This window comes from Cyanobium sp. Copco_Reservoir_LC18 (genome assembly GCF_009834675.1).
Classification (GTDB): Bacteria; Cyanobacteriota; Cyanobacteriia; order PCC-6307; family Cyanobiaceae; genus Cyanobium; species Cyanobium minutissimum.
Genome location: NZ_ASAC01000023.1, coordinates 25,646 through 50,004 on the forward strand (window position 1 = coordinate 25,646; position 24,359 = coordinate 50,004).

Annotated in this window: 26 protein-coding genes; 12 read left to right on the top strand and 14 right to left on the bottom strand. The window is 72.3% G+C overall.

The genetic code is table 11. The features are described from left to right. Positions 1-13: 13 nt before the first annotated feature. From L107_RS12885 to L107_RS12895, 3 genes are read right to left on the bottom strand one after another with little or no spacing between them, the layout of a single operon-like run. Positions 14-1,147 carry a DUF3153 domain-containing protein gene (locus L107_RS12885; RefSeq protein ID WP_159819463.1) on the bottom strand — a complete coding sequence of 378 codons (1,134 nt, stop codon included), beginning with the start codon at positions 1,145-1,147 and terminating at the stop codon, positions 14-16. After that, the gene (gene argB, locus L107_RS12890; protein ID WP_159819465.1) at positions 1,140-2,036 is read right to left on the bottom strand and encodes an acetylglutamate kinase; all 897 of its coding nucleotides are present in this window, start codon (positions 2,034-2,036) and stop codon (positions 1,140-1,142) included. Before argB ends, L107_RS12885 begins: the two co-directional genes overlap by 8 nt. Next, positions 2,033-2,608: a DUF2854 domain-containing protein gene (locus L107_RS12895; protein WP_159819467.1), complete on the bottom strand. Its 576-nt coding sequence runs from the start codon at positions 2,606-2,608 to the stop codon at positions 2,033-2,035. Before L107_RS12895 ends, argB begins: the two co-directional genes overlap by 4 nt. Before the next feature lie 120 nt (positions 2,609-2,728). Here L107_RS12895 and L107_RS12900 point away from each other — a divergent pair, with 120 nt between their 5' ends. Next, complete coding sequence (locus tag L107_RS12900) at positions 2,729-2,932, top strand: hypothetical protein (protein WP_159819705.1); 204 nt, start codon at positions 2,729-2,731, stop codon at positions 2,930-2,932. A gap of 9 nt (positions 2,933-2,941) precedes the next feature. Here L107_RS12900 and L107_RS12905 read toward each other — a convergent pair whose 3' ends face one another. Continuing rightward, positions 2,942-3,457 (bottom strand): single-stranded DNA-binding protein, encoded by a 516-nt coding sequence (locus L107_RS12905; RefSeq protein WP_159819469.1) that lies wholly within the window; start codon positions 3,455-3,457, stop codon positions 2,942-2,944. Between the two features lie 32 nt (positions 3,458-3,489). On the opposite strand from L107_RS12905, the gene L107_RS12910 reads away from it, so the two are divergent. Further along, complete coding sequence (locus tag L107_RS12910; RefSeq protein ID WP_159819707.1) at positions 3,490-4,350, top strand: precorrin-6A/cobalt-precorrin-6A reductase; 861 nt, start codon at positions 3,490-3,492, stop codon at positions 4,348-4,350. A gap of 14 nt (positions 4,351-4,364) precedes the next feature. Continuing rightward, on the top strand, positions 4,365-4,754 hold the full coding sequence (gene cutA, locus L107_RS12915) for a divalent-cation tolerance protein CutA (protein WP_159819471.1): 390 nt from the start codon (positions 4,365-4,367) through the stop codon (positions 4,752-4,754). Here the strand turns inward: cutA and L107_RS12920 are convergent. The 4 genes from L107_RS12920 to L107_RS12935 form a co-directional block, all read right to left on the bottom strand. Next, positions 4,690-5,688 (bottom strand): adenosine kinase, encoded by a 999-nt coding sequence (locus L107_RS12920; RefSeq protein ID WP_159819473.1) that lies wholly within the window; start codon positions 5,686-5,688, stop codon positions 4,690-4,692. The genes cutA and L107_RS12920 overlap by 65 nt on opposite strands. 77 nt (positions 5,689-5,765) lie before the next feature. Next, positions 5,766-7,079, bottom strand: coding sequence for an adenylosuccinate synthase (locus L107_RS12925; RefSeq protein ID WP_159819475.1), 1,314 nt, complete (start codon positions 7,077-7,079; stop codon positions 5,766-5,768). Positions 7,080-7,153: 74 nt separating this feature from the next. Further along, on the bottom strand, positions 7,154-7,567 hold the full coding sequence (psb27, locus tag L107_RS12930) for a photosystem II protein Psb27 (protein ID WP_094587393.1): 414 nt from the start codon (positions 7,565-7,567) through the stop codon (positions 7,154-7,156). A gap of 25 nt (positions 7,568-7,592) precedes the next feature. After that, positions 7,593-9,398 carry a proline--tRNA ligase gene (locus tag L107_RS12935; RefSeq protein ID WP_159819477.1) on the bottom strand — a complete coding sequence of 602 codons (1,806 nt, stop codon included), beginning with the start codon at positions 9,396-9,398 and terminating at the stop codon, positions 7,593-7,595. 168 nt (positions 9,399-9,566) lie between these two features. On the opposite strand from L107_RS12935, the gene L107_RS12940 reads away from it, so the two are divergent. Then, on the top strand, positions 9,567-10,040 hold the full coding sequence (locus L107_RS12940; protein ID WP_236550687.1) for a resolvase: 474 nt from the start codon (positions 9,567-9,569) through the stop codon (positions 10,038-10,040). A 550-nt stretch (positions 10,041-10,590) separates the two neighbouring features. Here L107_RS12940 and L107_RS12945 read toward each other — a convergent pair. After that, positions 10,591-11,277 carry a class I SAM-dependent methyltransferase gene (locus L107_RS12945; protein WP_159819481.1) on the bottom strand — a complete coding sequence of 229 codons (687 nt, stop codon included), beginning with the start codon at positions 11,275-11,277 and terminating at the stop codon, positions 10,591-10,593. A gap of 132 nt (positions 11,278-11,409) precedes the next feature. Here L107_RS12945 and L107_RS12950 point away from each other — a divergent pair, with 132 nt between their 5' ends. Then, on the top strand, positions 11,410-11,772 hold the full coding sequence (locus tag L107_RS12950) for a 2Fe-2S iron-sulfur cluster-binding protein (RefSeq protein WP_015107747.1): 363 nt from the start codon (positions 11,410-11,412) through the stop codon (positions 11,770-11,772). A gap of 5 nt (positions 11,773-11,777) precedes the next feature. Then, complete coding sequence (locus tag L107_RS12955; RefSeq protein WP_159819483.1) at positions 11,778-12,191, top strand: Spx/MgsR family RNA polymerase-binding regulatory protein; 414 nt, start codon at positions 11,778-11,780, stop codon at positions 12,189-12,191. Here L107_RS12955 and L107_RS12960 read toward each other — a convergent pair. Further along, entirely contained in the window at positions 12,103-13,659 is a 1,557-nt protein-coding gene (locus L107_RS12960) for a hypothetical protein (RefSeq protein WP_159819485.1), read from the bottom strand. The genes L107_RS12955 and L107_RS12960 overlap by 89 nt on opposite strands. A gap of 67 nt (positions 13,660-13,726) precedes the next feature. Between L107_RS12960 and lepB the strand changes: the two genes are divergently transcribed. Further along, on the top strand, positions 13,727-14,473 hold the full coding sequence (gene lepB, locus L107_RS12965) for a signal peptidase I (protein ID WP_159819487.1): 747 nt from the start codon (positions 13,727-13,729) through the stop codon (positions 14,471-14,473). On the opposite strand, the gene L107_RS12970 is transcribed toward lepB, so the two are convergent. After that, positions 14,427-15,710, bottom strand: coding sequence for a dihydroorotase (locus L107_RS12970; protein ID WP_159819489.1), 1,284 nt, complete (start codon positions 15,708-15,710; stop codon positions 14,427-14,429). The genes lepB and L107_RS12970 overlap by 47 nt on opposite strands. A 27-nt stretch (positions 15,711-15,737) precedes the next feature. Then, positions 15,738-17,063, bottom strand: a complete 1,326-nt coding sequence (locus L107_RS12975; RefSeq protein ID WP_159819491.1) for a histidine phosphatase family protein — start codon at positions 17,061-17,063, stop codon at positions 15,738-15,740. A gap of 72 nt (positions 17,064-17,135) precedes the next feature. Between L107_RS12975 and L107_RS16935 the strand changes: the two genes are divergently transcribed. The 5 genes from L107_RS16935 (at position 17,136) to L107_RS13000 (ending at position 22,651) form a co-directional block, all read left to right on the top strand. Beyond that, entirely contained in the window at positions 17,136-18,554 is a 1,419-nt protein-coding gene (locus L107_RS16935; protein WP_304523562.1) for a CPBP family intramembrane glutamic endopeptidase, read from the top strand. A gap of 57 nt (positions 18,555-18,611) precedes the next feature. After that, on the top strand, positions 18,612-19,064 hold the full coding sequence (locus tag L107_RS12985; RefSeq protein WP_159819495.1) for a hypothetical protein: 453 nt from the start codon (positions 18,612-18,614) through the stop codon (positions 19,062-19,064). Then, on the top strand, positions 19,064-20,911 hold the full coding sequence (locus tag L107_RS12990) for a penicillin-binding protein 2 (protein WP_159819497.1): 1,848 nt from the start codon (positions 19,064-19,066) through the stop codon (positions 20,909-20,911). Before L107_RS12985 ends, L107_RS12990 begins: the two co-directional genes overlap by 1 nt. A gap of 97 nt (positions 20,912-21,008) precedes the next feature. Beyond that, positions 21,009-22,178 carry a transaldolase gene (locus L107_RS12995; RefSeq protein ID WP_159819499.1) on the top strand — a complete coding sequence of 390 codons (1,170 nt, stop codon included), beginning with the start codon at positions 21,009-21,011 and terminating at the stop codon, positions 22,176-22,178. Positions 22,179-22,261: 83 nt separating this feature from the next. Continuing rightward, positions 22,262-22,651: a Crp/Fnr family transcriptional regulator gene (locus L107_RS13000; RefSeq protein WP_015107737.1), complete on the top strand. Its 390-nt coding sequence runs from the start codon at positions 22,262-22,264 to the stop codon at positions 22,649-22,651. Between the two features lie 4 nt (positions 22,652-22,655). Here the strand turns inward: L107_RS13000 and L107_RS13005 are convergent, their stop codons facing one another. Beyond that, on the bottom strand, positions 22,656-23,795 hold the full coding sequence (locus L107_RS13005) for an NAD(P)/FAD-dependent oxidoreductase (protein WP_159819501.1): 1,140 nt from the start codon (positions 23,793-23,795) through the stop codon (positions 22,656-22,658). Then, entirely contained in the window at positions 23,792-24,331 is a 540-nt protein-coding gene (gene frr / locus L107_RS13010) for a ribosome recycling factor (protein ID WP_159819503.1), read from the bottom strand. Before frr ends, L107_RS13005 begins: the two co-directional genes overlap by 4 nt. Positions 24,332-24,359: the final 28 nt, after the last annotated feature.

The following is a 24,359-nucleotide window of genomic DNA, read 5'->3' on the forward strand; positions in this document are numbered from 1 at the left end:
CAGGGGCGGGGGGTCAGGCCGGCAGCTCCGGCAGGCCGAAACCCAGCCGCCGCCGGACCGCCTGCAGGCCGAGCACCAGCGGCAGGGCCAGGCCCACGGCCGCCGCCCCCAGCCCCAGGGCGCTCCAGCGCCAGCAGCGCAGTTGCAGCACATTGACCTGGCCGGGCGTGAGGGGCCAGAGCAGGCGGCGATGGCCGCCGTCGGCCGGTGGGGCCGCCGCGACGGCAGCGGGGCTCGCCCGCAGGACAGCCGCCGGCCGCACCGGGTCGAGCACGATCGCCAGATCCAGCCCGGGAATCGTCTCAAGGGCCTGGAGATCGAGCTCCAGCTGCAGGCGCTGGCGGACCCCCAGCAGCCAGTTGCGTTCCTCCCAGACCACCACCGGCGCCGCCAGGGGGACGCCGCTCAGCCGGCCCGCCAGCTCCAGGCTGCCCACCAGGGCAGCGAGGGCCTCGCCGGCGGGCAGCACGGGGGTGGAGACCAGCCGGTCGCCCCTGCCGCCGGAGGGGCGGAAGGGACCGGGGGCGGCGATCCCCTCGGCCTGGCCCGCCAGCGCCGCGACGAACCGCCGTTGCCAGGGGCTGTCGGTGCCGGTGTCGCTGCGCAGCTGGTGGCTGACCTGGAGCCGGCCGGGGCCCTCGAAGCGCAGTTCGGTGCGCACCTGCATGCAGCCCCCCAGCAGGGTGGCCAGCAGCAGCAGCACCACCGCCACGACGAGCGCGAAGCCGACCGGCGCCCGGGTGGGCCCCACCGGCGGCGGCGGCGGCGGCTCGGGGCGGCGGCGGGAGCGGCGGCTGACGCCGCCCCCGACCCCTTCGAGGGGGGTGGTGCCGGCAAGGTCCGGCAGGGTCAGCGACCAGTTGCTGGGACGGCGCAGTTCCGGGGCCTCCAGCACCAGCAGCAGGGCCTTGGCCTGGGCCCGCAGCGTCGCATCGCGGCAGCGGACGAGGCCGCGGCAGCAGGCCGCCGCCTGGTCGGTGCGCCCCTGGCCCATCAGGGCGGTGGCCATCAGCAATCGCAGCTCGGCGCCGGCGGCCGTCAGGGGGGAGCGCTCCTCCTGGAGGGGCTCCAGCAACCGCAGCACCTGGCCGTACTCACCACGATCCAGCGCCCGGCGGGCCTCGGCGAGGGGGTCCTCCTCAACCATGCACCAGGCCGGGGCTGCCCACCACCATGGTGCCGATGCCGGCGTTGGTGAACACCTCCAGCAGCAGGGAATGGGCCACCCGGCCATCGACGATGTGGGCCGCCTTCACCCCCTGGGCCAGGGCCCGGATGCAGCATTCGGTCTTGGGGGTCATCCCCCCCTCCACCACCCCGTCGGCGATCAGCCGGCGGCCCTCGGAGAGGGTGAGCTGGCGGATCAGGCTGGCGGGGTCATGGCGGTCGCGCAGGATTCCGGGCGTGTCGGTCAGCAGGATCAGCTTCTCCGCCTGCAGGGCCGCGGCCAGCTCGCCGGCCACGGTGTCGGCATTGATGTTGTGGGCCAGACCATCGGCGTTGGGGGCGACGCTGGAGATCACCGGGATGTAGCCGGCCGCGAGCAGGGGGGCGAGCACCGAGGGGTCGACCCGGGCGACATCGCCCACCATGCCGAGGGTGCCGTCACCCATGGTGCGGGCCAGCACCAGGCCGCCATCGCTGCCGGACAGGCCCACGGCCCGGCCGCCCACCCGGTTGAGGCCGTTGACGATCTGCTTGTTGACCCGCCCCACCAGCACCATCTCCACCACGTCCATGGTGTCGGGGCTGGTGACGCGCAGGCCGTCCTGGAAGCGGGGCTCGATCGCCAGCTTCCCCAGCCACTGGTTGATCTCCGGGCCGCCGCCGTGCACCACCACGGGCTGGACACCGACGCAGGCCAGAAGAGCCAGATCGCGGAAGACCGCCTCCCGCAGGTCCTCCCGCACCATGGCCGCCCCGCCGTACTTGATGACGATGCGACGGCCGGCAAAACGCTGGATGTAGGGCAGGGCTTCGCTGAGCACGGACACCCGCAGGGTGTCCTCCGTGCTGATGTACCGATCGGGACTCAAGGGACGGGGGCGGCGAGGGACGGATCGGAGGGGGCGGCAGCCGGCAGCAGGCTGAGCTGCAGGCGCCCGGGGCCGTCCTGCCGGAGGTCGGCCGTGAGGCCGGGACCGAAGAAACGGCCGAGGCGCTCCCGCCGATCCTGCCAGCGCTCGAAGGCCACCCCATGGCATTCGATCGTGAGCCGCAGCCCGTAGCCGCCGCCGGCCTCCAGCTCCTCGACGGCCACCAGCTGGGGCGGGGCGTCCTCGTCCCAGAGCCTGAGGGCCTCCAGGGAACTCTCCAGGTGGGCCTTCTGGCCGTAGCGCCAGCGGGTGACGTCGGCCAGCAGCTTGCGCAGCGGTTCATTGCCGGGCTGCTGGCGCAGGTCGCGCAGGCGGGAGGCTGGGGTGAGCCGCTCGGCGGGGGGCAGCTCGGAGGACTTCAGCGCCAGCCCCCCCAGCAGGATCGGCACGCCGTAGAAGACCCCGGCCAGGCTGATGTTGGGGCTGTCGGTGGCGTAGGCGATCGATCCGATCACAGTGAGAACGGCGCCGGCGACGGTCACCAGGCTGCCGGGGGAGAGAAACGCTTGCATCGCCCCATTCTCCGTCAGCGGGGGCCAGGATGGCGGTCCAAGGCTCCGCCCCGCCGCCCCATGGCCAGCTCAGAAGCCAGCCCCCATACCAGCACCGAAGACGGCGTCTCCGCCAGCCCCGTGGGGGCCGAAGCCGGCACGGACACGCCCTGGGGCGGGCCAGAGGCCCCCAGCACCGCCGAGCTGCTCACCCAGCTGGGGGAGGACCGCCTCTGGCTGCTGCGCCAGCTGGACAGCGGCCGCTGGAGCGAATGGCGGCTGGATCTGGCGGCCCTGGAGCGGGAACTGGGCCAGCTGATCGACCAGGCCGGCGAACGGCTCTGAGCCGAAGGGTCAGAAGGGAATGTCGTCATCGTCCCCCAGGGGGACCAGCGGGGAGGTGTCCCAGACAGGCGCGGCGGGTTCGGCAACCTGCGGGCGGGAAGGAGCCGGCGCCGGGGCCCGCCGTGGGGCGGGGCCGGCGGCGGCAGCGGCGGGGCGGGGCGTCGACAGGGGGGCCGGGCTGCGGGCCGGCGCCGCGGCCGCTGCCGGGGCGATGCCGGTGCCGGGGCCGAGGGGATGGAGACGTGCCAGGGTGAATTCGGCCCGCTTTTCCTTGACCCCGTCCTGGCGGGTGACGGTGTTCATGCGCAGCCGACCTTCAAGCACGAAGCGCTGGCCCACCTGCACCCGGTTCTGGAGGTCCTGGGCCAGGTTGCCCCAGCCCACCACCTTCAGCTGCCCCGGGGGATCATCGGGCCGCAGCCCCTCGATCTGGACGGCCATTTCGGCCACCGGCGTCTGGTTGTCCTGGGTGTAACGCACCTGGGGCGCCTCCAGGACCTCCACCTCCAGCAAGCAGTGATTCACGCCCTGACCAACGGATGGAAGGACCCATCCTGATGCATCCGCCCGACGGGATCCAGGCCGATCCGCCCGGTCGTGCCGGCGGCTGCGACGGGAGCGCCGGCGGTGGCGGCAGGATCTGGCTGGTGGCCGGCACGGGGGAGGGGCCGGCCCTGGCGCGGCGGCTCCTGGCCCGGGGCTGGCACCTGAGGGTGTCGCTGGTGAGCCGGGCCGCCGCCCTGGCCTATGGGGCCCATCCCCGCCTGGAGCTGGCCGTGGGGGCGATCGGGGGGGGCGAGGGGCCGGAGGCCGGGGTCGCCGCCGAGCTGGCCGACGCCGGCCGGCGGGACGCCCCTTACACCTGGGTGATCGATGCGACCCACCCCTTCGCCACCCGCATCAGCGCAGCCCTCGCCCGCGGCTGCAGCGCCCGCTCCCAGCCCCTGCTGCGGCTGCTGCGGCCCGATCTGGGTGCCGGTGGTGCCCAGCCCCTGGAGGATCTGGCCGGCCTGGGGCGCCTCTGCCGGCCTGGGGAGCGGCTGCTGCTGGCGATCGGCGCCCGCCGCCTGGCCGAGGCCGTGGCGGCCTCGCCGGGGGTGCTGCACCACGCCCGCCTGCTGCCCCAGGGGGAGGCCCTGGCGACGGCCCTGGCCGCCGGACTACCACCGCAGCGGCTGGCCCCCCTGCGCCCCGGGGGCGATGGCCGCATCGAGCGCGCCCTCTGCCGCCACTGGCGCATCGACACCGTGCTCTGCCGCCGCTCCGGGGGCGCCAACGAGGCCCGCTGGCATCGGATCTGCGCCGGCCTGGGTCTGCGGCTGCTGCTCCTGGAGCGGCCCGGGGAGCCCGCCCGGGTGGAGGCCCTGCCGCTGGAGGCGCTGCTGGCACGGCTGGGCGACAGTGGTCAGGACGGCTGAAGCCGGCCCCGCCCATGCCTGGACCTGAACCCACCCCCCTGAGCCTGGTGCTCACCACCGAAGCCGACCGGGAGCGGGCCGAGGCCCTGGCCCGGGAACTGGTGGAGCGGGGCCTGGTGGCCTGCGCCAGCCTGCACCCGGTGGTATCGCTCTATCGCTGGCAGGGCCGGCTGGAGCGGAACGAGGAGGTGCAGCTGCTGCTCAAGACGACCCCCGGGCAACTGGCGGCCCTGCGCGGCGCCCTGGGGGAGCTGCACAGCTACGACACCCCCGAATGGATCCACTGGCCGGCCGCCAGCGACGGCCCCTACGGTCGCTGGCTGCTGGTGCAGCTGGCGCTCAGCCCAGGTGGCGGGCCACCAGCTCCGGCAGGGAGGCCTGGGGACGGGGACCCAGCTGGGTGACCACCTGGCCGGCACAGAGCGAGCCGAGCCGTCCGCAGCGCTCCAGGCTCTCGCCCCGGGTGTGGCCGTAGAGGAAACCGGCGGCATAGAGGTCACCGGCGCCGGTGGTGTCCACCAGGGGGCCGAGGCGGAAGGGCTCGATCGCCAGGGTCGTGTCGCCGCTGAGCAGCAGCGAGCCCCGCTCGCTGCGGGTGAGGGCCGCCACCCTGCAGCGACCGCGGACCTGGTCGGCCGCCGCCTCGAAGCTGTCGCTGCCGTAGAGGGCGGTGATCTCCATCTCGTTGGCGAACAGCACATCGACATGGCCGTCGACCAGCTCCAGGAAGCTCTCGCGGTGGCGCTCGACGCAGAAGGCGTCGGAGAGGGAGAGGGCCACCTCGCCGCCGCTGGCGCGCATCACCTCGGCGGCGGCGATGAAGGCGCGCTTGGCCTCCTCGCTGTCCCAGAGGTAGCCCTCCAGGTAGAGCACCTTCGCCTGGCGCACCATCTCCAGGTCGAGATCGGCGGGATCGAGGCCCACCGACGCCCCCAGGTAGGTGCACATGGTGCGCTGGGCATCGGGGGTGACCAGGATCAGGCAGCGGGCGGTGGAGGGGCCGCCGGTGGCCGGGGGGGTCTCGAAGCTCGCCCCCACGGCCCGGATGTCGTGGGCGAAGATCGCCCCGAGCTGGTCGTCCCGGACCCGGCCGATGAAGCCCGCCCGGCCACCCAGCTGGGCGATGCCCGCCAGGGTGTTGGCCGCCGAGCCGCCGGAGGTCTCCAGGCCGGCGCCGACGCTGGCGTAGAGCCGCTCGGCCTGCGCCTCGTCCACCAGGGCCATGGTGCCCTTGGTGAGGCCATGGGCCTCGAGGAAGGCGTCGTCGGCCTGGACGAGCACATCGACGATGGCATTGCCGATGCCGACCACGTCGAAGCGCTTGGCGGTGCTGGTCAAGGGGGTCGGGGAGGGGGTGAGGGGTGGGCCGGGGAGAGGAGGAGAGGGACTGAGGCCCTGGGCTGGGGGACGCCGGCTCAGACGCTGAGCAGGGCGCGCTTGGGGCCGTGGATGGGATCCTCGACGACGATCGTCTGGTCGCGCTGGGCGCCGAGGGAGACGATGGCGATCGGCACCTCCATCAGCTCGGCCAGGAAGCGCAGGTAGGCCATGGCGGTGGGGGGCAGATCCTCCAGGCTGCGGCAGTCGGCGGTGGAACACTGCCAGCCCGGCAGGCTGCGGAAGACGGGCCGGCAGCGGGCGAACTCATCGGAGCTGCTGGGGAAGTAGTCGATGCGGCGGCCGTCGAGCTCATAGGCCACGCAGACCTGGATCTCGTCCAGCTCGTCGAGCACATCCAGCTTGGTGATCGCCAGGCAGTCGAGACCGTTCACCTGGACGGCGTAGCGGCCGATCACCCCGTCGAACCAGCCGCAGCGGCGCCGCCGGCCGGTGGTGGTGCCGAACTCGCCGCCCCGGTCGCAGAGGTGGTCGTTGAGGCTGCCCTCCAGCTCGGTGGGGAAGGGGCCCTCGCCCACCCGGGTGGTGTAGGCCTTGGCCACGCCGATCACCCGGTCGATCAGGGTGGGCCCGACGCCGGCGCCGATGCAGGCGCCGCCCGACACCGGGTTGGAGGAGGTGACGTAGGGGTAGGTGCCGTGGTCGAGGTCGAGCAGGGTGCCCTGGGCACCCTCGAAGAGGATGTTCTTGCGGGCCCGGGCCGCCTCGTGGATGGTGCGGGTGCAGTCCACCACGTGGGGGGCCAGCCGGCGGCCATAGGCGGCGTACTCCTCGATCACCGCGTCGGCATCCAGGCCGGGGATCCCGTAGACCTTCTCGAGCAGGTCGTTCTTTTCGGCCAGGGGCCCCAGCAGGCGGTCGCGCAGGCAGTCGGCATCGAGCAGGTCGATCACCCGGATGCCGTTGCGCTCGGACTTGTCGGCGTAGGTGGGCCCGATGCCGCGGCCGGTGGTGCCGATGCGGCGGTCGCCGCGACGCTGCTCCATCGCCAGGTCGAGCAGGCGGTGGTAGGGCATCGTCACGTGGGCCGTGGAGGCCAGCTTGAGGCCGGAGACATCGATCTCCAGCTCCAGCAGCGTGTCGATCTCACCCAGCATGACCTTGGGATCCACCACCGTGCCCGAGCCGATCAGGCAGATGGTGTCCGGATAGAGGATCCCCGACGGGATCAGATGCAGCTTGAGGACCCGGTCCTCGACGACGATGGTGTGCCCGGCGTTGACCCCGCCCTGATAGCGGACCACGACATCGGCGGAGCGACTCAGCAGATCGGTGATCTTGCCTTTCCCTTCGTCACCCCATTGCGCACCGATGACGACAACATTGGCCAAGGAAACAGCGGCCCGGAGCCGCTTCTAAGCACAAGGGGAGAGCTTCTCAGATCAAGGCCCCCTCCGTCAAAGAATCAGGCGCCACGCACCGCCGTTGCTTCAGCTTTCTTGAGCTCCTTCTCCAGGCGGCTGCGCAGGGGATCGGGCAGGGGGCGGTTGGCGTAGCCGGCGTAGTGGGCCGCCAGGGCGTTGACGGCGGTCTGCATGGTGGTGAACGAGGCCAGGCCGTGGATGTCCTGGCGAGGGCGGTAGAGGGCGGTGTAGCCGTTGATCAGCTGGCGGGCCTGCACCTCCGCCTCCTGGCGGGCGGGGTCGTCCTGGGGCAGGGCGATGGTGGTCAGCAGGGTCTGGGCCACGCTGACGGTGTCATCCACGTAGTTGCCGCTAAGGCCGCCGGGGGCCTGGCTGCAGCCGCTCAGTCCGAGGCAGAGGCACAGGCCGAGGGCCAGAAGGGGACGGAGCAGGCTGCGGCGCAGGAAGGCGACCAAGGGAGGAACGGCGTCTGGCGAAATCCTACGGGGATGCACCCTGGAGCCCGAGCGACTGGACGAGCTGCTCGCAGGCGGCGTCCGCCGTCAGGTCGCGCTTGCCGGTGCCGCCGCTGCGGTCCACCAGCTCCACCGCACGCTCGCCGGCGCCACGGCCCACCACCAGCCGCCAGGGGATGCCGATCAGATCGGCGTCCTTGAACTTCACACCGGCCCGCTCGGGCCGGTCATCCAGCAGCACATCGATCCCGGCCGCGAGCAGGCGGCCGTAGAGCTCCTCGGCCAGGGCCACCTGCACCGGGTCCTGGCTGCTGGCGATGACGATGATCACCGTGTAAGGGGCGATCGCCACGGGCCAGCGGATGCCGTCGGCGTCGTGGTGCTGCTCCACGGCGGCCTGGGCCAGGCGCGAGACGCCGATGCCGTAGCAGCCCATCCACAGGGCTTCGTCGCCGCCGGCCTCGTTGGTGAAGCGGGCCTCCAGGGCTTCGGAATACTTCCGGCCCAGCTGGAAGATGTGGCCCACCTCGATGCCCCGGGCCGCCTCCAGCCGCTGGGAGGGGTCGTGGACACAGCGCTCCCCCGGCTGGGCCGCCCGCAGATCGACGACCTCGGGGAGCGGGCAGAGCTCGCCCCAGCGGGCCCCCACCAGGTGCTCATCCACCCGGTTGGCGCCGCAGACGAAGGCCTCCAGCTCGGCGGCGGAGGGGTCGGCGAGCCGCAGCAGGGGAGCGGCGGCCGCCCGGGGATCGGGCTGCCGCAGGGGCAACTCGCCCAGATGGGGACCCAGGAAGCCGAAGGGAACGGCGGTGGCGGCCTCAAGGTGATCCACCAGCAGCGGCCCGATCTCCAGCAGGGCGCCGGCGTCCGGGCAGCGGGCCGTCACCGCGTTGGCCAGCTTGACGTCGTTGAGCTGCTGGTCGCCCCGCAGGCACACCAGCACCCCGCGGGCGGGGGCCGCGGCGAAGCGGGCCAGCAGCAGCAGCACCTTCACCGTCTGGGTGGGATCGAGGCCGTGGGCCTCGCAGAGGTCCTCGATGCTCGTCTGCTCCGGGGTGGCCAGGCTCCGGCAGGGGCCGGCCGGCAGGGGAACGGCGGGCGCCGGCAGGGAGACGGCCCGCTCCTGGTTGGCGGCGTAGCGGCCGTCGGGGCTGGTCAGGATCAGGTCCTCACCGGCCTCGGCGGTGACCATGAACTCCTGGCTGGCGGAACCGCCGATGGCGCCGCTGTCGGCCTCGACCGCCACGGCCCGCAGGCCGCAGCGCTCGAAGATGCGCCGGTAGGCCCCGTCCATGGCGGCATAGGTGCGCCGCAGGCAGGCCTCGTCGGCATGGAAGGAGTAGGCGTCCTTCATGATGAATTCGCGGCCCCGCATCAGGCCGAACCGGGGCCGGATCTCATCACGGAACTTGGTCTGGATCTGATACAGGCAGACCGGCAGCTGGCGGTAGGAGCGCAGCAGGTCGGCCGCCAGCGCGGTGACGACCTCCTCATGGGTGGGGCCGAGGCCGAGGGACCGAACCTGGCGATCCACCAGGTGGAACATGATCCCCTCCCCGGCGGTGTAACCGTCCCAGCGGCCGCTGCGGCGCCAGAGATCGGCGGGCTGCAGCTGGGGCAGGAGGGTTTCGAGGGCGTCCACGGCGGCCATCTCCTCGCGGACGATGGCGGAGATCTTCTGCAGCCCCCGCCACAGCAGGGGCAGATAGGCGAAGATCCCGGGCGCCTGACGGCGCATGTAGCCGGCCCGGAGCAGCAGCTTGTGGGAGGTGATCTCGGCTTCGGCCGGGTCGTCGCGAAGCGTCACCAGCATCAGGCGGGAGACGCGCATGGAGAAAGTCCGGTTCGGCGCTGGACGCTATCACCGCCGACCCGACGGACCGGGGGGCTGTCGCCGGGAGCGAGTCGCCGCAACGACCCTGCCCCTGTGGGCGGGCGGCTGACGAGAAAAAACTCTGCTATGGTCAGCCGTCAGTCCAGTGCGTCCAACGCCAGTCTCATGCTTGCTCACCCTGCACAGGTCGGCTCTCCAGCGGGCGGTTCCACCGCTTCGCCGGCCGCGCCGCTGGCCCTGCAGGCTGAGACCCGCACCGACACCGAAACCCTGATCGGCATCGATGAGGTGCAGCGCTCCCTGAACCGTTCCCGCGCTTCGGTGTACCGCTACACCAACACCGATCCCCGCAACCTCAACCCCCCCTTCAATCCCCGCAAGCTCAATCCCGAGTACCGCAGCGACCAGAAGGAGCCCCTGGTCTTCCACCCCCACGAGGTGGCCCGCTTCGCCCGCGATGTGCTGCGGATCAAGGAGGTGACCGTCGAGGTGCTCAATTCGCCCTCCACCGCCACCCAGCAGCTGCTGGCGTCGATCCTGGAGGAGCTGCGGGCCATCCGCGCCCGGCTCGACGGGGCCGAGGTGCCTCCCGCCGATCTGCACCTCCACAGACACTCCCAGTCACGGCCGGCCGCCTGACGGGCGGACGGAGGCGGACCACCGCCGTCCGGTCCCCCTGTCGTTTTGCCGTCGCCGGGGGGCCGATCGAGCCGATCGGTGGCACAATCGTTGCAAACAACCTTTGTTCTCCGTCCAGTGCACCGGGCCTCTCCGCTGCACGAACGCATGGATCACGTCCGAACCGTCCGTCCCCAGTCCCGCTCCGGTTCCCATCGGGGAACAGCCTCCCTTGCCTCCCCGGCCGGCCTTTCCGCCGCCGGCGCTCCGGGGCCCTTCTCCGCCGGACTCTGCCCCACCCCCGACGTCGGCGAGGTTGACTCCAGCGGAGACCCGGACAGTCCGGGCCCCCGAACGCCCCTTTCCCGTCCCTCCACGTCCGGAGGCTCCAACCGCGGCGGCAGAACCCCCGGTGCGGGCCCCGAAGATCCGGAAACCCTCTTCTTCGACCAGCCCTTCGGGACCCTGGGGGGTGTCCTGCTGGGTCTGCTCACCCTGCTGGTCCCCCTGGCCGGTGTGGTCATGGACCGCCCCCTGCTCCCCGGCCAGCAGGAATCGGTGGACCGTCGCTTCAGGCCCGTCGCTGTAGCAGAAAGCCCTGAAAGTCCAGGGCCTGGAAGAAGGGCGCCGGATCGCTGAGTCCCGCGGCCTCCACCAGGGCCGTGAGACGGGCGATGCCGATCGGGTGGAATCCCTGGATCTGGGCGGTGGATCCCACCGCCCCCCCTTCCACGCCGCTGGCCCGCTGGAAGCAGCGCCAGGCCTCGGTCACCTGGGCCGTGAGGGGGGAGCGCTCCGGACGCATCAGGTCGACCAGCACCAGCTGCCCCTGGGGCCGCAGGCTGCGGGCCAGGGCAGTGAGGAAGGCCAGCTTGGTGCCGTCGTCGGGCAGGGACTGCAGCACCAGCACCGACAGGGCGCCATCGAAGCGGGCCTCGGCCCCGAGCTGCTCCACCGTGGCGTGATGCCAGTCGATCCGGCCGCGGTTCTGCAGGCGCTGCCGGGCCACCGCGAGCATCTCCGCCGACGGATCAATGGCCGTGAGCTGCCAGTCCGGCCGCTGGGCGTCGGCCTCCAGCAGCTCGGCCCCGGTGCCGCATCCCGCCACCAGCACGGCGGCCTCCCGGCGCGAGGCCAGGGGGGAGGAGGAGAGCAGGGCCACGGAGAGACGGGCGAGGCTGGCGTAGCCGGGGATCAGCTGCTGCACCACCAGGTCGTAGGTGCCTTGCCGGGCCGGGGAGGGGTCGGAGGAGAGCAAGGTCTGCGGGCAACCCGGCCATCGTAGGCAGCCCCTCCCGGCCGCCCCGATCCTTTCTCAAGGCAACGAAACCGGGATCGAAACGACGGGGCGTGACCTAAGTTGGGCGGCGCCCCTCACCCCCGATCGACCGTGCCCACCATCCGTTTCGAAAAGGAAGGCCAGCAGGTTGGTTGCATCGAAGGGGCCAATCTCCGCAAGGCGGCCCTCGACGCCGGGGTGAATCCCTACACGGGCCTCAACAACCTCAACAACTGCGGTGGCCTCGGCCAGTGCGGCACCTGCGTGGTGGAGGTGGTGGAGGGGGCCCGCAACCTCTCCCCCCGCAGCGATGTGGAGGAGGTCTACCTGGCGGATCGGCCTGCGAGCTACCGCCTCAGCTGCCGCACCACCGTCAACGGCGACGTGACCATCCGCACCAGGCCGGACGCCGGTGTGGGCAAGGGCTCCAACAGCCTGGTCGGGGCCCTCAAGGCGCTGGTGGGCCGCAAGTAGGCGCGATGGCCGGCGACCGGGCCCCACTCGTTCTCTACCAGTACGCCGGCTGCGGCACCTGCCGGAAGGCGCTGGCCTGGCTGAGGGAACGGGCGATTCCCTTCGAGGCCATCGACATCACCACCAGCCCGCCGCCCCTGGAGCTGCTGGCCGCCGCCCACGACCAGTCCGGGGGCTACGGGCGATTGTTCAACACCAGCGGCCAGAGCTACCGGGCCCTGGGGGCCGCCACCGTCAAGGCGATGGACCGGGACACGGCCCTGGCCGCCCTGGCGGCCGACGGGCGCCTGATCAAGCGTCCCTTCCTGGTCACCGCCTCCGGTCGCATTCTCACCGGGTTCCGTCCCCAGGACTGGGAGGAGCTGCTGGGTCAGGGGAGTCGTTGCGACCCTCCGGCCCCTGGGCCCCCTTCACCATGATCTGGTCGAGCTCCTCGATCAGGCCCTCGATACCGGCCCGGCTGATCTGGCTCAGGTAGTTGCCCTTGAACTCCTCGAGGAAGGTGCACAGCAGCTGCTGGGAGCGCTCCAGGGCCGGTCCGCTCTCCAGGGCATCGGCCAGTTCCTCCCAGAAGCGGTCGATGAACCGCTGCAGCAGCTCCAGCTGCTGGTCGTCGCGGCGGCTGAGGCGCTCGCCGGTGGTGCGGGTGAGGTCGAGCAGGCTGTCCACCATCCCGCCGGCCAGCTGGCGGCTGAGCCCCTTCTCCACCTGCAGCAGGGGCTGGAGCTGGCGCAGGCCCGGCGGCACGATCGCGTTCTGGAGGCTCTGCTGCAGGGCATGGCCGAGCACCCCCTGGAGCTCGGGGGCCAGGCGCGGGGCCACCCGCACCAGCAGCAGGGGGCCCCAGATCCGCACCAGTTCCACCAGCTCGCGCTCGTCGTTGCTGACCACCATCTGATGGCTGCGCAGGGCGCGGATCCGCATCGGCCAGCGGCGCGAGCGGATCAGCTGCTGCAGCCCGTCGATCAGCTGCAGGGCCAGCACCTCGAACAGCTCGACCGCCAGCAGGGCCACCACCGCCCGGCTGATCACGGCCCGCAGCGGTTCGATGCTGATCAGGCCGCTGGTGTGGAGCCGCTCCAGCACCGGCACCACCCGCAGCCAGCGCCAGAAGGGCAGCAGCAGGGGCAGGTCGATCCAGCGCCGCAGCAGGGCCCGGCCCCAGCTCAGGCCCGGCAGGCGGCGGCGCAGCCGGATGGCCCGAAGGAGGATGTCGAGGGCGAAGACGCTCTGGAACAGGAGCAGGTCGTAGCGCCAGAAATGGTCGGTGGGGCGGCCGTTCTCATCGATCGAGCGCCAGTAGGTGGTGGCCACCAGCGGCAGCACCTGCTGGCGCCAGAACAGCCGCTCCTGCGGCCAGGGATGGGCGTCGATCCATTCCGGGCTCAGCAGCACCGCCGCCGCCTGCTTGGCCGAGTCCCGGTCGGCGCGCTGGCGCAGGCGGTTCTTGATCTTCTCCAGGGTGCCGGAGGTGCCCGAGGCCAGCATCGGGTTGGAGTCGATCATCTCGGCGGTGAGCCGCGCCTGTTCGGCCAGCAGCTGGCGCTGCATCGGGGTGACGGCACCCGTCGGGCCCTGGCCCAGGGCCGCGTCCAGCCGGTCGAACTGGCGCAGGTAGGCCTGGGTCTCGCGGTGCGGCTCGATCCCCTTGATCGGATCCACCCAGGGGGTGATGTCGGGGATGAAGGTGAGCGGCACCGCCAGGGGCACCGACGGCAGCGGGTAGAGATTGCGCTGCAGCCAGAAGGTGCGCAGGGGGATGTAGCTGATGTCGAAGGCCACCCAGAGCAGGTTGAGGGCGGCCCAGAGGGCCACGAAGCGATCCCAGCGCCGCTCCAGCCGGCTCGAGGGCGCGGCCAGGCTCTGGTGCCAGCGTGGGCGTGCCATCGGGGACGCGGCGGGCGGGTGCGTGCCTAATCTGCCTCCCGACCATGGAACCTGCCGCGCGAACCCCTTGAGCCCCTCGGATCCACCGGCCGACCACGGCGCCCACGACGAGCCGACGCCCAGCCCGGAGCCGCAGCGTCACCAGGAGGAGCGGGAGGAGAGCCCCTGGGCCTTCTGGCGCAGCGTGCTGATCACCCTGGCGGTGGCCCTGGGCATCCGCCAGTTCCTGCTGGAGGCCCGCTACATCCCCTCCGGCTCGATGCTGCCGGGGCTGCAGCTCCAGGACCGGCTGCTTGTCGAGAAGCTGTCCTTCCGCCAGCGTCCCCCGCGGCGCGGTGAGGTGGTGGTGTTCCGCTCCCCGTACCACTTCGATCCGATCCTCACCGGCCCGACCAAGCCGGGAGCTCTGCGCTGCCTGCTGGTCAACCTGCCCCTGATCGGCTCCCTGCCCGGGATCCAGCAGCCGGCCTGCGATGCCTACATCAAGCGGGTGATCGGCCTGCCCGGCGAACGGGTGGTGGCCGACCCCCGCGGCCGGGTCAGCATCAACGGCCGTCCCCTCGACGAGCCCTACGTGAAGAACTACTGCCCGGTCGACCGTCAGGGGGTCGGACCCTGCCGCACCATCGACGTGGTGGTGCCCCCCGGCCATCTGGTGGTGATGGGCGACAACCGGGCCAACAGCTGGGATGCCCGCTTCTGGCCCGGGGGGCCGCTGCTGCCCGAGAGCGAGCTGATCGGCCGGGCCTTCTGGCGCTTCTTCCCGTTCAGCTCGGCCGGTCCGCTGCCAGAGCCCAGCGCGCCGGATCGCTGAGTCCGCACGCCAGCACCTGACCCTGCAGCGGTCGCCCCCGGCAGGGCCGGTTGGCCGCCAGGGAGCCATCGGGGGCCTCCTCCCAGCGCCAGGGGCGGTGGGGGTCGAACAGCAGCCACTGCGACGTGCCGGCCTCCAGCACCGGCTCCGGCAGGCCCAGGAAGCGGGCGGGTCCCCAGCACAGGGCCTGCCAGAGCTGCTCCGGCCGCCAGCTCCGCCGTCCCACCAGTTCCTCCCACAGCAGCGGCAGCACCAGACCGTGACCCGCCACGCCGGGGCGGCGCTGGTCGAGGGGCAGCAGCTCCTCCTCCGCATCCAGGGCGATGTGGTGCACCGCGACGGCGCTGATGACCCCGTCGGCCAGGCCGTCGATCAGGGCGCGCCGATCAGCCGGCCCCCCCAGGGATGGCTCCACCAGCCAGCCCTCGTCGGCGGGATCGAGGCCGCCGCTGTCGGCGACCAGGTGCCACCAGCCCACCGAGGCCATGGGCGCCTGGCCATGGCGCCGCAGCCGGGCCACCGCTTCGGCGGTGGAGACATTCATCAGCCGCAGGTTCGCCGCGGGCAGATCGTCGGCCAGGGAGAGCAGGGTCTCGAGGGGGAGGGTCTCGCTGCCGGGGGGATCGAGGGGCCAGCCCGCCCGCAGGGCCTCCACCCGCTCCCGCACGAAGCCGCGCCGGGCCAGGGCCCCGTCCCGGGGCGGCAGCAGCACCGGCCGGTCCCCCATCTCCCCGAGCCGCAGGCCGCGCTCCAGCAGATCGAGCGGCGGCAGGGCCGCCCCGGCCGCCAGGCCGCAGGCGCCGGCGGCCAGCTGGTCGCCGTGGGGGGCCAGGTCCCGGTCGAGGCCGTCGACGCTGAAGCTGCCCCAGTTGAGAAGGCGCATCGGGTGCGGCCAGCTCCAGGCCAGCCGCTCGGGCCGATCGCGCCAGCTGGAGGCCCACGGGAGCAGGGCCACGGTGCCGTAGCCGCCCGAGGCGGCGGCCTCCCGGAGGCTGGCCAGGGTTTCGGCACGCCCCTGCAGGGGGTCCTCCAGCACGCTGTGGGGATCCACCAGGGCCGGTGCCAGCCAGCAGCCCTCGGCGTCGAACGGAGCGACGCCCGCCGCCCCCGGGACCACGTCCGGCTGCGGGTCGATCGCCCGCAGCACCCCGTCCTCCAGCAGCACGTCGGCCCGTCGCGGCGGCCGCCCCGGGGCCTCCAGCAGAGTCACCCCGCGGATCAGCAGCTGACGGACCATGGCAGGGGCCTCGGTGGGATGGGCCGGCTAGAGGGCGCCGGCGGCCGTGCGGTCGATCACGCCCCCCAGATGGGCGGTGAGATTGAGGGCACTGACCACCGGCGGCGCCGTCGCCCCCCGGGGGTAGTCGATCACGGTCACGCCGCCGTTGCCCTGCTTGACGGCCCAGATGTCGGCGGGGGTGAGGCCGAGCAGGGCGCAGAGGATGGTCTTGTTGACCGCATCATGGGCCACCACCAGGGCCGTCTCCTGGGGATCCAGCCCGGCGACGATCCGGTTCCAGGCCTCCAGCGACCGGTCCCACACCCCGCCGATGGTCTCCCCTTCCGGCATCTGCACGGTCTCGGGGGTGCGCTTCCATGCGGCGAGCAGGTCGGGCCAGCCGGCGGCGATCTCGCTCTCCAGCCGGCCCTCCCAGAGGCCGTGGCCGATCTCCCGCAGGCCCCGGGCGGTGGTGAGCGGCACCCCCGGATGGGAGCCCAGGATCACCTCGGCGGTGCGCAGGGGGCGGGCCATGTCGCTGCTGTAGGCGCGCTGCAGCGGGATCGGGGCCAGAAAGGCCCGCGCCGCCTCCGCCTGGGCCAGGCCGTGGGCGTTGAGGGGAATGTCGATCTGGCCCTGGAACCGGCCCTCCCGGTTCCAGTCGGTCTCGCCATGGCGCACCAGCAGCAACCGGCACCCCGGTCCGGCCGGGGGCAGGGCCGTGCCCAGGTGGGCGGTGCCGTTGAGGGATTCCAGCTGCACCGAGGGGCGCCCGCCCTCGCCGCGGACCAGGTTGAGCACCGAGATGGAGGCGTTGTCGAGCCTGAGGCGCAGGAAGCCGCTCGCCGGCAGCCCCAGCAGGTGCAGCACCAGGCAGCGCAGGATGGCGTTGTGGGCCACCACCAGCACGGTGTCGTCATCGCCGTGGCGGGCCAGCAGGCGATCGGCGAAACGGCCCGCCTGCTCCAGCAGCTCGGGCACCGGGCGGTAGGTGGAGCCGTCGGCCCGCCGCAGCTCCATGGTCTCGGGGGCCTCGCGCCAGCGGCGCTCCTGCTCCGGATCGACGGCCCGCACCTCGCTGCGCAGCAGGCCGCTCCAGGGCGCCAGATCGATCTCCAGCAGGTCGTCGTCGAAAACGGGGGCCTGCGGCGAGCCGTGGCGGGTCAGCAGGGCGGCCGCGGTGGCGCTGGCCCGCTGCAGCGGTGAGCTGTAGACCGCGGTGAACGCGAGCTCCGCCAGGGCCTCCCCCGTGCGACGGGCCTGGCGCTGCCCCTCCTCGGTGAGGTTGGAGAGGTCGTCACGGCCCTGGATGCGGTGCTCCAGGTTGAAGCTGCTCAGCCCATGGCGGACCAGCACGATGCGAAGGGGCAAGGTGCTTGTGGCGCAGGCACGGCCATCGTATGGGACGGGCGCAGGGGAGAATCAGCACCCATCGCCGCCGAGGTGGTCCGGTTGAACGGAACCCCTTCCCGATCCGGACCGCCCGCCTCCCCACCGGGCTGGAAGAGCCTTCTCGCCCTGCTCAGCCTGGCGCTGTGCGGCCTGCTCTGGGTGGGCGGCCTGATCGACAGCCTCGAGCGCCCGTCGGTGGTCGATTCCCTCAGCCTGCGGCAGCTCGAGCTGACCGCCCTGGCGGCCGAGGCCGTTCCGGAGGGGCTGCGGCCGCTGCTCACCGGGGAGGATCCGCGGCGGGAGCTGGGCGATGAGCTGCGGCGGCAGATGGAGGCCGCCGAGGAGCCACCGCTGGCCCTGCGCCGCCTCGAGAGCGCCCTGCTGGAGCGCGACGCCGGGAGCGCGGCAGCCCTGGACGACGCCACGGAGCTGGGGCAGCTGGCGACCCAGGTGGACGCCGGGCGGCGTCCCCTGATCCAGGCACTGCTCGACGGACGGCCGGTGACGGCGGAGCAACGCGAGCAGCTGCTCGCCCCCTGGTCGGCGCCGCTGATGGTGCAGCAGCTGGTCTGCGAACAGCTGCCGGGGGACCCGGGGGCCTGTCCGGCGGAGGAACGGTCCCTGCGGCTGCTGCTCATGCTGCTGGCGGTGACCACCCTGCCGGCCCTGTTCCTGCTGGTGGGGGCCGCCCTGCTGCTGCGTCAGGGCTGGCTGGCCTGGCGCGGCCGGCTGGGCGCCGCGCCGCCGCTGGTGGGCCCGCCCCTGAGCCCCGTCGATGTGACCCTGCTGATCGCCGGCGGCTTCGTCGTGCTCGGCGAAGTCGTCGTTCCCATGGTGGTGCAGCCGCCGCTGCAGATCGCCCTGCAGCGCCTGGCCGCCCCCAGGGCCCTCAGCCAGGGCATCGAGGTGCTGGTGCTCTACGCCGCCCTGATGGCCGCACCGCTGCTGCTGCTGGCCCTGATGCTGCCGCGCCGGGGGACCCCTCCGCCGGGGGGCTGGCTGCAGTGGCGGTGGCGGCCGGCCCGCTCGGCCCTGGGCGGTGCGCTGGCCAGCCTGCTGATGGTGCTGCCGGTGGTGACGGCCTCGAGCTGGGCGATCGACCGGGTCTGGGCCGACCCTGGAGGCAGCAACCCCCTCCTCGACCTGGTGCTCACCAGCGCCGACCCGCTGGCACTGGTCTGTTTCGCCGTCACCGCCCTGGTGGTGGCGCCCCTGTTCGAGGAGGTCCTGTTCCGGGGCGTGCTGCTGCCGGTGGCGGGCCAGAGGCTCGGCGGAGCCGGTGCCGTGGTGCTGAGTGCCTCCGTGTTCGCGATCGCCCACCTGAGCCTGTCGGAACTGGCCCCGCTGTTCGTGCTCGGCCTGGGCCTCGGCTGGCTGCGGTGGCGCAGCGGCCGGCTGGGGAGCGCCGTGCTGATGCACGCCCTCTGGAACGGGATGACCTTCATGAATCTCCTCTTTCTCGCCGACTGACGGCGCTTGCTGCGGTCCCCGATGGGTGGTTCACTTGCGCAGTGCCTATCAGGTCCCTTGGCCGCCTCCCCCGCCCCACGCAGCCAGTCTCCGCTGCCGAATCCGAGGTCCCTGCAGCGGCCCCTGCAGCTGATCGAGGGGTCGCTCTCGGCACGCCGGATCGAACGGCAGGCCCCCTGGCTGGCCGGCCTGCATCGGATCAGCAGCGGCGCCCTGGTGGGACTGGGCTTGTCCATGCTCGGCCTGAGCGCCCTCACCCTGCACTGGCAGAACCAGTGGGCGTACAGCTTCGCCAAGCTGGAGGCCTCCAAGACCCTCGAGCACCGCATGCAGGAGTCGTCCGCCCTGCTCGAGCAGCATCACCTCAGCCTGGTGCGGCGTCCCGGCCTGCTGGAGCCCACCAGCAGCGCCAAGCTCATCCATCTGCCCGAACCCCGCAGCAGCCGCCCCCGCGCCCCCCTGCCGCTGCTCGCCGGCTTCCAGCTGCGGGCCATCCCGGCCGGCTACTGATGCCCCCCGCCTCCCGTTCCGGGCCCGGCGAGGGCCGCCCCCCGGTGACCGCCACCGGGGGTGGGCGTCGCCCCAGGGGAACGGCAACCCGTCGGGTGGTGGAGATCCAGCCGATCCCCACCGGCCGCATGCTCACCGTCTATGTGCTGCTGTGCGCGGCCCTGGTCGGGCTGGCGGGACGGCTGGCCTGGCTGCAGGTGGTCAAGTCCCCCGAGCTCCAGGCCCGGGCCCGGGCCATCCAGACCCATGCGGTCACGCCCATCGGCAAGCGGCGCACCATCGTCGACCGGATGGGCCGGCTGGTGGCCCTCGATGAGGAGCGCTTCACCCTCTGGGCCCACCCCCGTTACTTCAACCTTCCCGGCGACGAACCCCAGCAGATCCGTCCCCCCGCCGACGTGGTCAGGGAGCTCTCCAAGGTGCTGGCCCAGCCGCCGGCCGACCTGCTGCGGACCATCGGCAGCCGCCGCAGCGGCGTCAAGCTCGCCACCGGCCTGGATCCGGAAACGGCGCACCGGGTCAAGGAGCTGGGCATCAGCGGCCTCGATCTGGAGGCCTATCCCCAGCGCGTCTATCCCCAGGGGTCCCTGTTCGCCAATGTGGTGGGCTTCCTCAACCTGGAGAGGGTGGCCCAGGCCGGCCTGGAGCAGAGCCGCGACCGGGACCTGCGCCGCCAGGAGGTGACCCTGAGCATGCGCCGCGGCGCCGACGGCACCCCCCTGCCCGACGGCCTCCAGGCCGGGGCGCTCTACGGCGACGACCTGCGGCTGCAGCTCACCCTCGATGCCCGTCTGCAGCAGGTGGCCCAGCAGGCCCTGACCAAGCAGGTGAAGCAGTGGCGGGCCAAGCAGGGTGGGGCCCTGGTGATGAATGCCCGCAACGGCGAGATCCTGGCCCTGGCCTCCACCCCCACCTACGACCCCAACCGGTTCTGGAGCTACAGCCCCGCCCTGTTCCGGGAATGGTCGGTGCAGGATCTCTACGAGCCGGGGTCCACCTTCAAGCCCATCAACCTGGCCCTGGCCCTCCAGGAGAAGGCGATCCGCCCCGGCGACAAGGTGAACGACGTGGGCCAGCTGACGATCGGTGGCTGGCCGATCTTCAACCACGATCGCCGCGCCAACGGCCTGATCGACTTCCCCACGGTGCTGCAGGTGTCCAGCAACGTGGCGATGGTGAAGGCCATGGCCCAGGTGAAACGCGATCGCTTCTGGCACTGGCTGCGGGCCTTCGGCATCGACGAGATGCCGGACACCGACCTGCCCGGGGCCGTGGCCGGCCAGCTGAAGAGCCGCAGCGAGTTCACCTCGGCGCCGATCGAGCCGGCGGTCGCCGCCTTCGGCCAGGGCTTCTCCCTGACCCCCCTCAAGCTGCTGCAGCTGCACGGGATGCTCGCCAACGGCGGCCGGCTGGTGAGCCCCCACATCACCCGCGGCCTGCGCTCCGGCGATGCCCTGGCCAGCGCCACCGCCCCCACGGGCGTCCAGCTGCTGGACCCGGCCGTCACCCGCACCGTGGTCAAGTGGATGGAATCGGTGGTGGAGAACGGCAAGGGGATGAAGATCCCCGGCTACCGGATCGCCGGCAAGACGGGCACGGCCCAGAAGGCCCGCAACGGGGTGTACATCCCCGGGGCCCGGATCTGCAGCTTCGTGGCGATCCTGCCGGCGGAGGATCCCAGCTACGTGGTGCTGGTGGTGGTGGACGAACCCCAGGGGGGCAATGCCTACGGCTCCACCGTGGCCCTGCCGGTGGCCCGGCAGATCGCCGAGGCCCTGCTGGTGATCGAGAAGGTGCCCCCCAGCCAGCCCACGGCCCGGATCACCGCCAAGGCCAGCCGCTCCTGAGCCAGCCTGTCCTCATTCCCACAACCCCCGTGCCTCGCCGCGGGGGGCCATGGCTAGCGTCAAGGCCAGCAGACATCGCGCCCGACACCGTTCCACGATGGCCAACCTTCTCGAACAACTGGCCGCCATGACCGTGGTCGTGGCCGACACCGGCGACATCGACGCGATCCGCCAGTTCACACCGCGGGATGCCACCACCAATCCGTCCCTGATCCTGGCCGCCGCCCAGATCCCCACCTACCAGGAGCTGATCGACCGCTCCCTGCGCGAATCCCGGCAGGTGATCGGTGCCGAGGCCCCCGCCGAGGACGTGGTGCGCGAGGCCATCGACGAGATCAGCGTCACCTTCGGCAAGGAGATCCTCAAGATCGTCCCGGGACGGGTGTCCACCGAGGTGGATGCGCGCCTCAGCTACGACACCGAGGCCACCATCACCAAGGCCCGCAAGCTGATCGGCCTCTACGCCCAGGCGGGCATCGGCACCGACCGGGTGCTGATCAAGATCGCCTCCACCTGGGAGGGCATCAAGGCGGCGGAGGTGCTCGAGCGCGAGGGGATCCACTGCAACCTCACCCTGCTGTTCGGCTTCGCCCAGGCCGTGGCCTGCGCCGAGGCGGGCATCACCCTGATCTCCCCGTTCGTGGGGCGCATCCTCGACTGGTACAAGAAATCCACCGGTCGCGACAGCTATCCCGGGGCGGAGGATCCCGGCGTGCTCTCGGTGACGCGGATCTTCAACTACTTCAAGACCCACGGCTACGGCACCGAGGTGATGGGGGCCAGCTTCCGCAACATCGACGAGATCATCGAACTGGCCGGCTGCGACCTTCTGACCATCTCCCCGACCCTGATGGACCAGCTGCGCCAGAGCGAGGCTCCGCTGGAACGCCGCCTGGATGCCGCCCATCCGGGCGCCAGCGAAGAGCGGATCCACGTCGATGAGGCCACCTTCCGCACGATGATGGCCGCGGATGCGATGGCCAGCGAGAAGCTCGATGAGGGCATCCGCGGCTTCTCCAAGGCGATCGAGACCCTCGAAGGCCAGCTGGCCCATCGTCTGGCCGTGATCGAGGGCGGGGCCGCCTTCACCCATGCGGTGCACGAGATCTTCCTGCTCAACGATCTCGACGGCGACGGCTGCATCACCAGGGAGGAATGGCTCGGCAGCGATGCGGTCTTCGATGCCCTCGACACCGACAACGACGGCCGTCTCGCCCCCGAGGATGTGCGCGGCGGCCTGGGAGCGCCGCTGGCGATCAGCCGCTGAAGCCCGGGCCGCCCGCCGCCGCCCCTGCCTTGATCGGTTGTTCACCTTGATGGGCAAGGATGGACCCTCCCCCCTGTTCGCGCATGGCCCACACCGTCCACGCCCTCGACACCATGCGCGCCCTCGCCGACAAGGGTGAGGTGCGGGACGTCGAGGCGGGTTCCGTCATCTTCCGGGCCGGGGAGCCCGGTGACTGCATGTTCGGCCTGCTGGAGGGGACGGTGCGGCTGAGCTGGAACGCCGATGCCGGCCACGAGGACATCCAGGCCGGCGACGTCTTCGGGGCCGGGGCCCTGGTCACCCAGGACCACCGCCGCTACGGCCATGCCACGGCCCTCACCCCCTGCCGGCTGCTGGTGATGAACCGCGAGAAGTTCCTGTTCGCCGTCCAGGAGGCGCCCATGTTCGCCATCGAGCTGCTGGGCTCCATCGACCAGCGCCTGCGGGACCTGAAGGGCGCCAGCCGCTCCTGAGCCCTCAGCCCCGCTGGAACAGCAGCCGGCGGATCACCCGCTGGGCGATCTCGCCGTAGCCCATCTCCCCGGAGAGGATCTGGGCGATGCGCTGCGGAGCGGTGGGCCGCTTGACGCCGAGCTGGTAACCCACCCGCGGCACCCGGTAGAAGACCTGGGCGATGCGTTTGCCCCAGGCCATCGAATCGCCCCAGGCCTCGCGCATGCGCAGGCTGTAGTGCTCCAGGGCGGGGCCGTCGCCGTCGAGCCAGCGGTCGAGGGCCGCGGCCGCTTCGCAGCCGCTGAGCAGGGACGGGCGCAGGCCCTCGGCCAGGAAGGGATCGCAGAGCGAGGCGGCGTCGCCGACGGCCAGCAGGCCCGGGCCATGGAGGGGGTGGTGGCCGTTCCAGAGGCGCAGCTGGCCGTGGCGGCGCTCCCCCGCCGTCGCCGGCAGCCCCAGGCTGGGCAGCAGGGCGGAGAGCACCGCCCCGCTGTCGGCCTCCTGCTGGCCGACGAAGGTACCCACCCCGATGCTGTAGCCACCCCGGCGGGGAAACACCCAGCAGAAGCCGTGGTGCACCAGGCCGAACTCGAAACGGGCCATGTCGGCGGGCTCGGGATCGGCCGCCACCTCCACCGACACCGTGGCGGCGAAGCGGGGCCGGGAGGGCCCCAGGCCCAGGGGCGCCGCGAAGCGGGAGCCGGAGCCGTCGGCGATCACCACGGCCCGGGCCCGCAGCCGCAGGTCCCCCGGTCCGGCGACCTCCCAGAGGCCATCGCCAGTGCGCTCGATCCGCTCGGCCCGGCAGCCGTGGCGCAGCTCGCCGCCGGCCTCGACGGCCCGCTCGGCCAGGAAGGCATCGAGAACGCTGCGGCGCACGATCCAGAACGGGGCTTCCCCCGGCAGCTCGGCCGTCACCGGATCCTCCAGGCACCAGGTGAACCGCACCCGGCGGATCACCTGGTCGACGGCGGGGCTCAGATCGAAGGGGAACCAGCGCTGCACCGAGGCGGCCATGCCGCCGCCGCAGGGCTTGGAGCGCCCCGGGCGCTGGGCCTCCAGCAGGATCACCCGCCGGCCCAGGTGGGCCAGGTGGAACGCCGCCGCGCCGCCGGCGGGGCCGGCCCCGACGACGATCACGTCGGCATCGGCAGGGCTGCTCACACCTTGAGGATGTCGGCTTCCTTCTCGGCCAGGTGCTTCTCCAGCTCGGCGATGTAGCGATCGGTCAGCTTCTGGACCTTCTCCTGCTCGTCATGGCTCTGGTCCTCGGAGAATTCGCCGTCCTTCTCCTGCTTCTTGATCCGCTCGATCCCTTCGCGCCGCAGGTTGCGCAGGCCCACCTTGCCCTCCTCGGCGTACTTGGCGGCGAGCTTGCAGAGCTCCTTGCGGCGGTCCTCGGTGAGGGGGGGGATGTTGATGCGGATCACCCGGCCGTCGTTGTTGGGGGTGAGGCCCAGATCGCTCATGGCGATGGCCTTCTCGATCAGCGCCATCGAGCCCTTGTCGAAGGGCTGGATCTGGATCGTCTGGGCGTCGGGGGTGGAGATCGTCGCCAGCGCCTTGAGGGGCGTTTCGGAGCCGTAGTACTCGACGGTCAGCTTGTCGAGCAGGGAGGGGTTGGCCCGACCGGTGCGGATGGTGTTGAAGGTGCGCTGGGTGGCTTCCACCGACTTGCGCATGCTGGCTTCGAGATCCATGGCAGGGGAAGGGTGGTGGGGAGGGGAC

Coding starts and splice junctions, on each gene's coding strand:
- L107_RS12885 (WP_159819463.1), bottom strand. CDS start 1,147: ATGGTTGAGGAGGACCCCCTCGCCGAGGCCCGCCGGGCGCTGGATCGT.
- L107_RS12895 (WP_159819467.1), bottom strand. CDS start 2,608: ATGCAAGCGTTTCTCTCCCCCGGCAGCCTGGTGACCGTCGCCGGCGCC.
- L107_RS12910 (WP_159819707.1), top strand. CDS start 3,490: ATGCATCCGCCCGACGGGATCCAGGCCGATCCGCCCGGTCGTGCCGGC.
- cutA (WP_159819471.1), top strand. CDS start 4,365: ATGCCTGGACCTGAACCCACCCCCCTGAGCCTGGTGCTCACCACCGAA.
- L107_RS12935 (WP_159819477.1), bottom strand. CDS start 9,398: ATGCGCGTCTCCCGCCTGATGCTGGTGACGCTTCGCGACGACCCGGCC.
- L107_RS12940 (WP_236550687.1), top strand. CDS start 9,567: ATGCTTGCTCACCCTGCACAGGTCGGCTCTCCAGCGGGCGGTTCCACC.
- L107_RS12955 (WP_159819483.1), top strand. CDS start 11,778: ATGGCCGGCGACCGGGCCCCACTCGTTCTCTACCAGTACGCCGGCTGC.
- L107_RS12960 (WP_159819485.1), bottom strand. CDS start 13,659: ATGGCACGCCCACGCTGGCACCAGAGCCTGGCCGCGCCCTCGAGCCGG.
- L107_RS12970 (WP_159819489.1), bottom strand. CDS start 15,710: ATGGTCCGTCAGCTGCTGATCCGCGGGGTGACTCTGCTGGAGGCCCCG.
- L107_RS12990 (WP_159819497.1), top strand. CDS start 19,064: ATGCCCCCCGCCTCCCGTTCCGGGCCCGGCGAGGGCCGCCCCCCGGTG.
- L107_RS12995 (WP_159819499.1), top strand. CDS start 21,009: ATGGCCAACCTTCTCGAACAACTGGCCGCCATGACCGTGGTCGTGGCC.
- L107_RS13000 (WP_015107737.1), top strand. CDS start 22,262: ATGGCCCACACCGTCCACGCCCTCGACACCATGCGCGCCCTCGCCGAC.
- frr (WP_159819503.1), bottom strand. CDS start 24,331: ATGGATCTCGAAGCCAGCATGCGCAAGTCGGTGGAAGCCACCCAGCGC.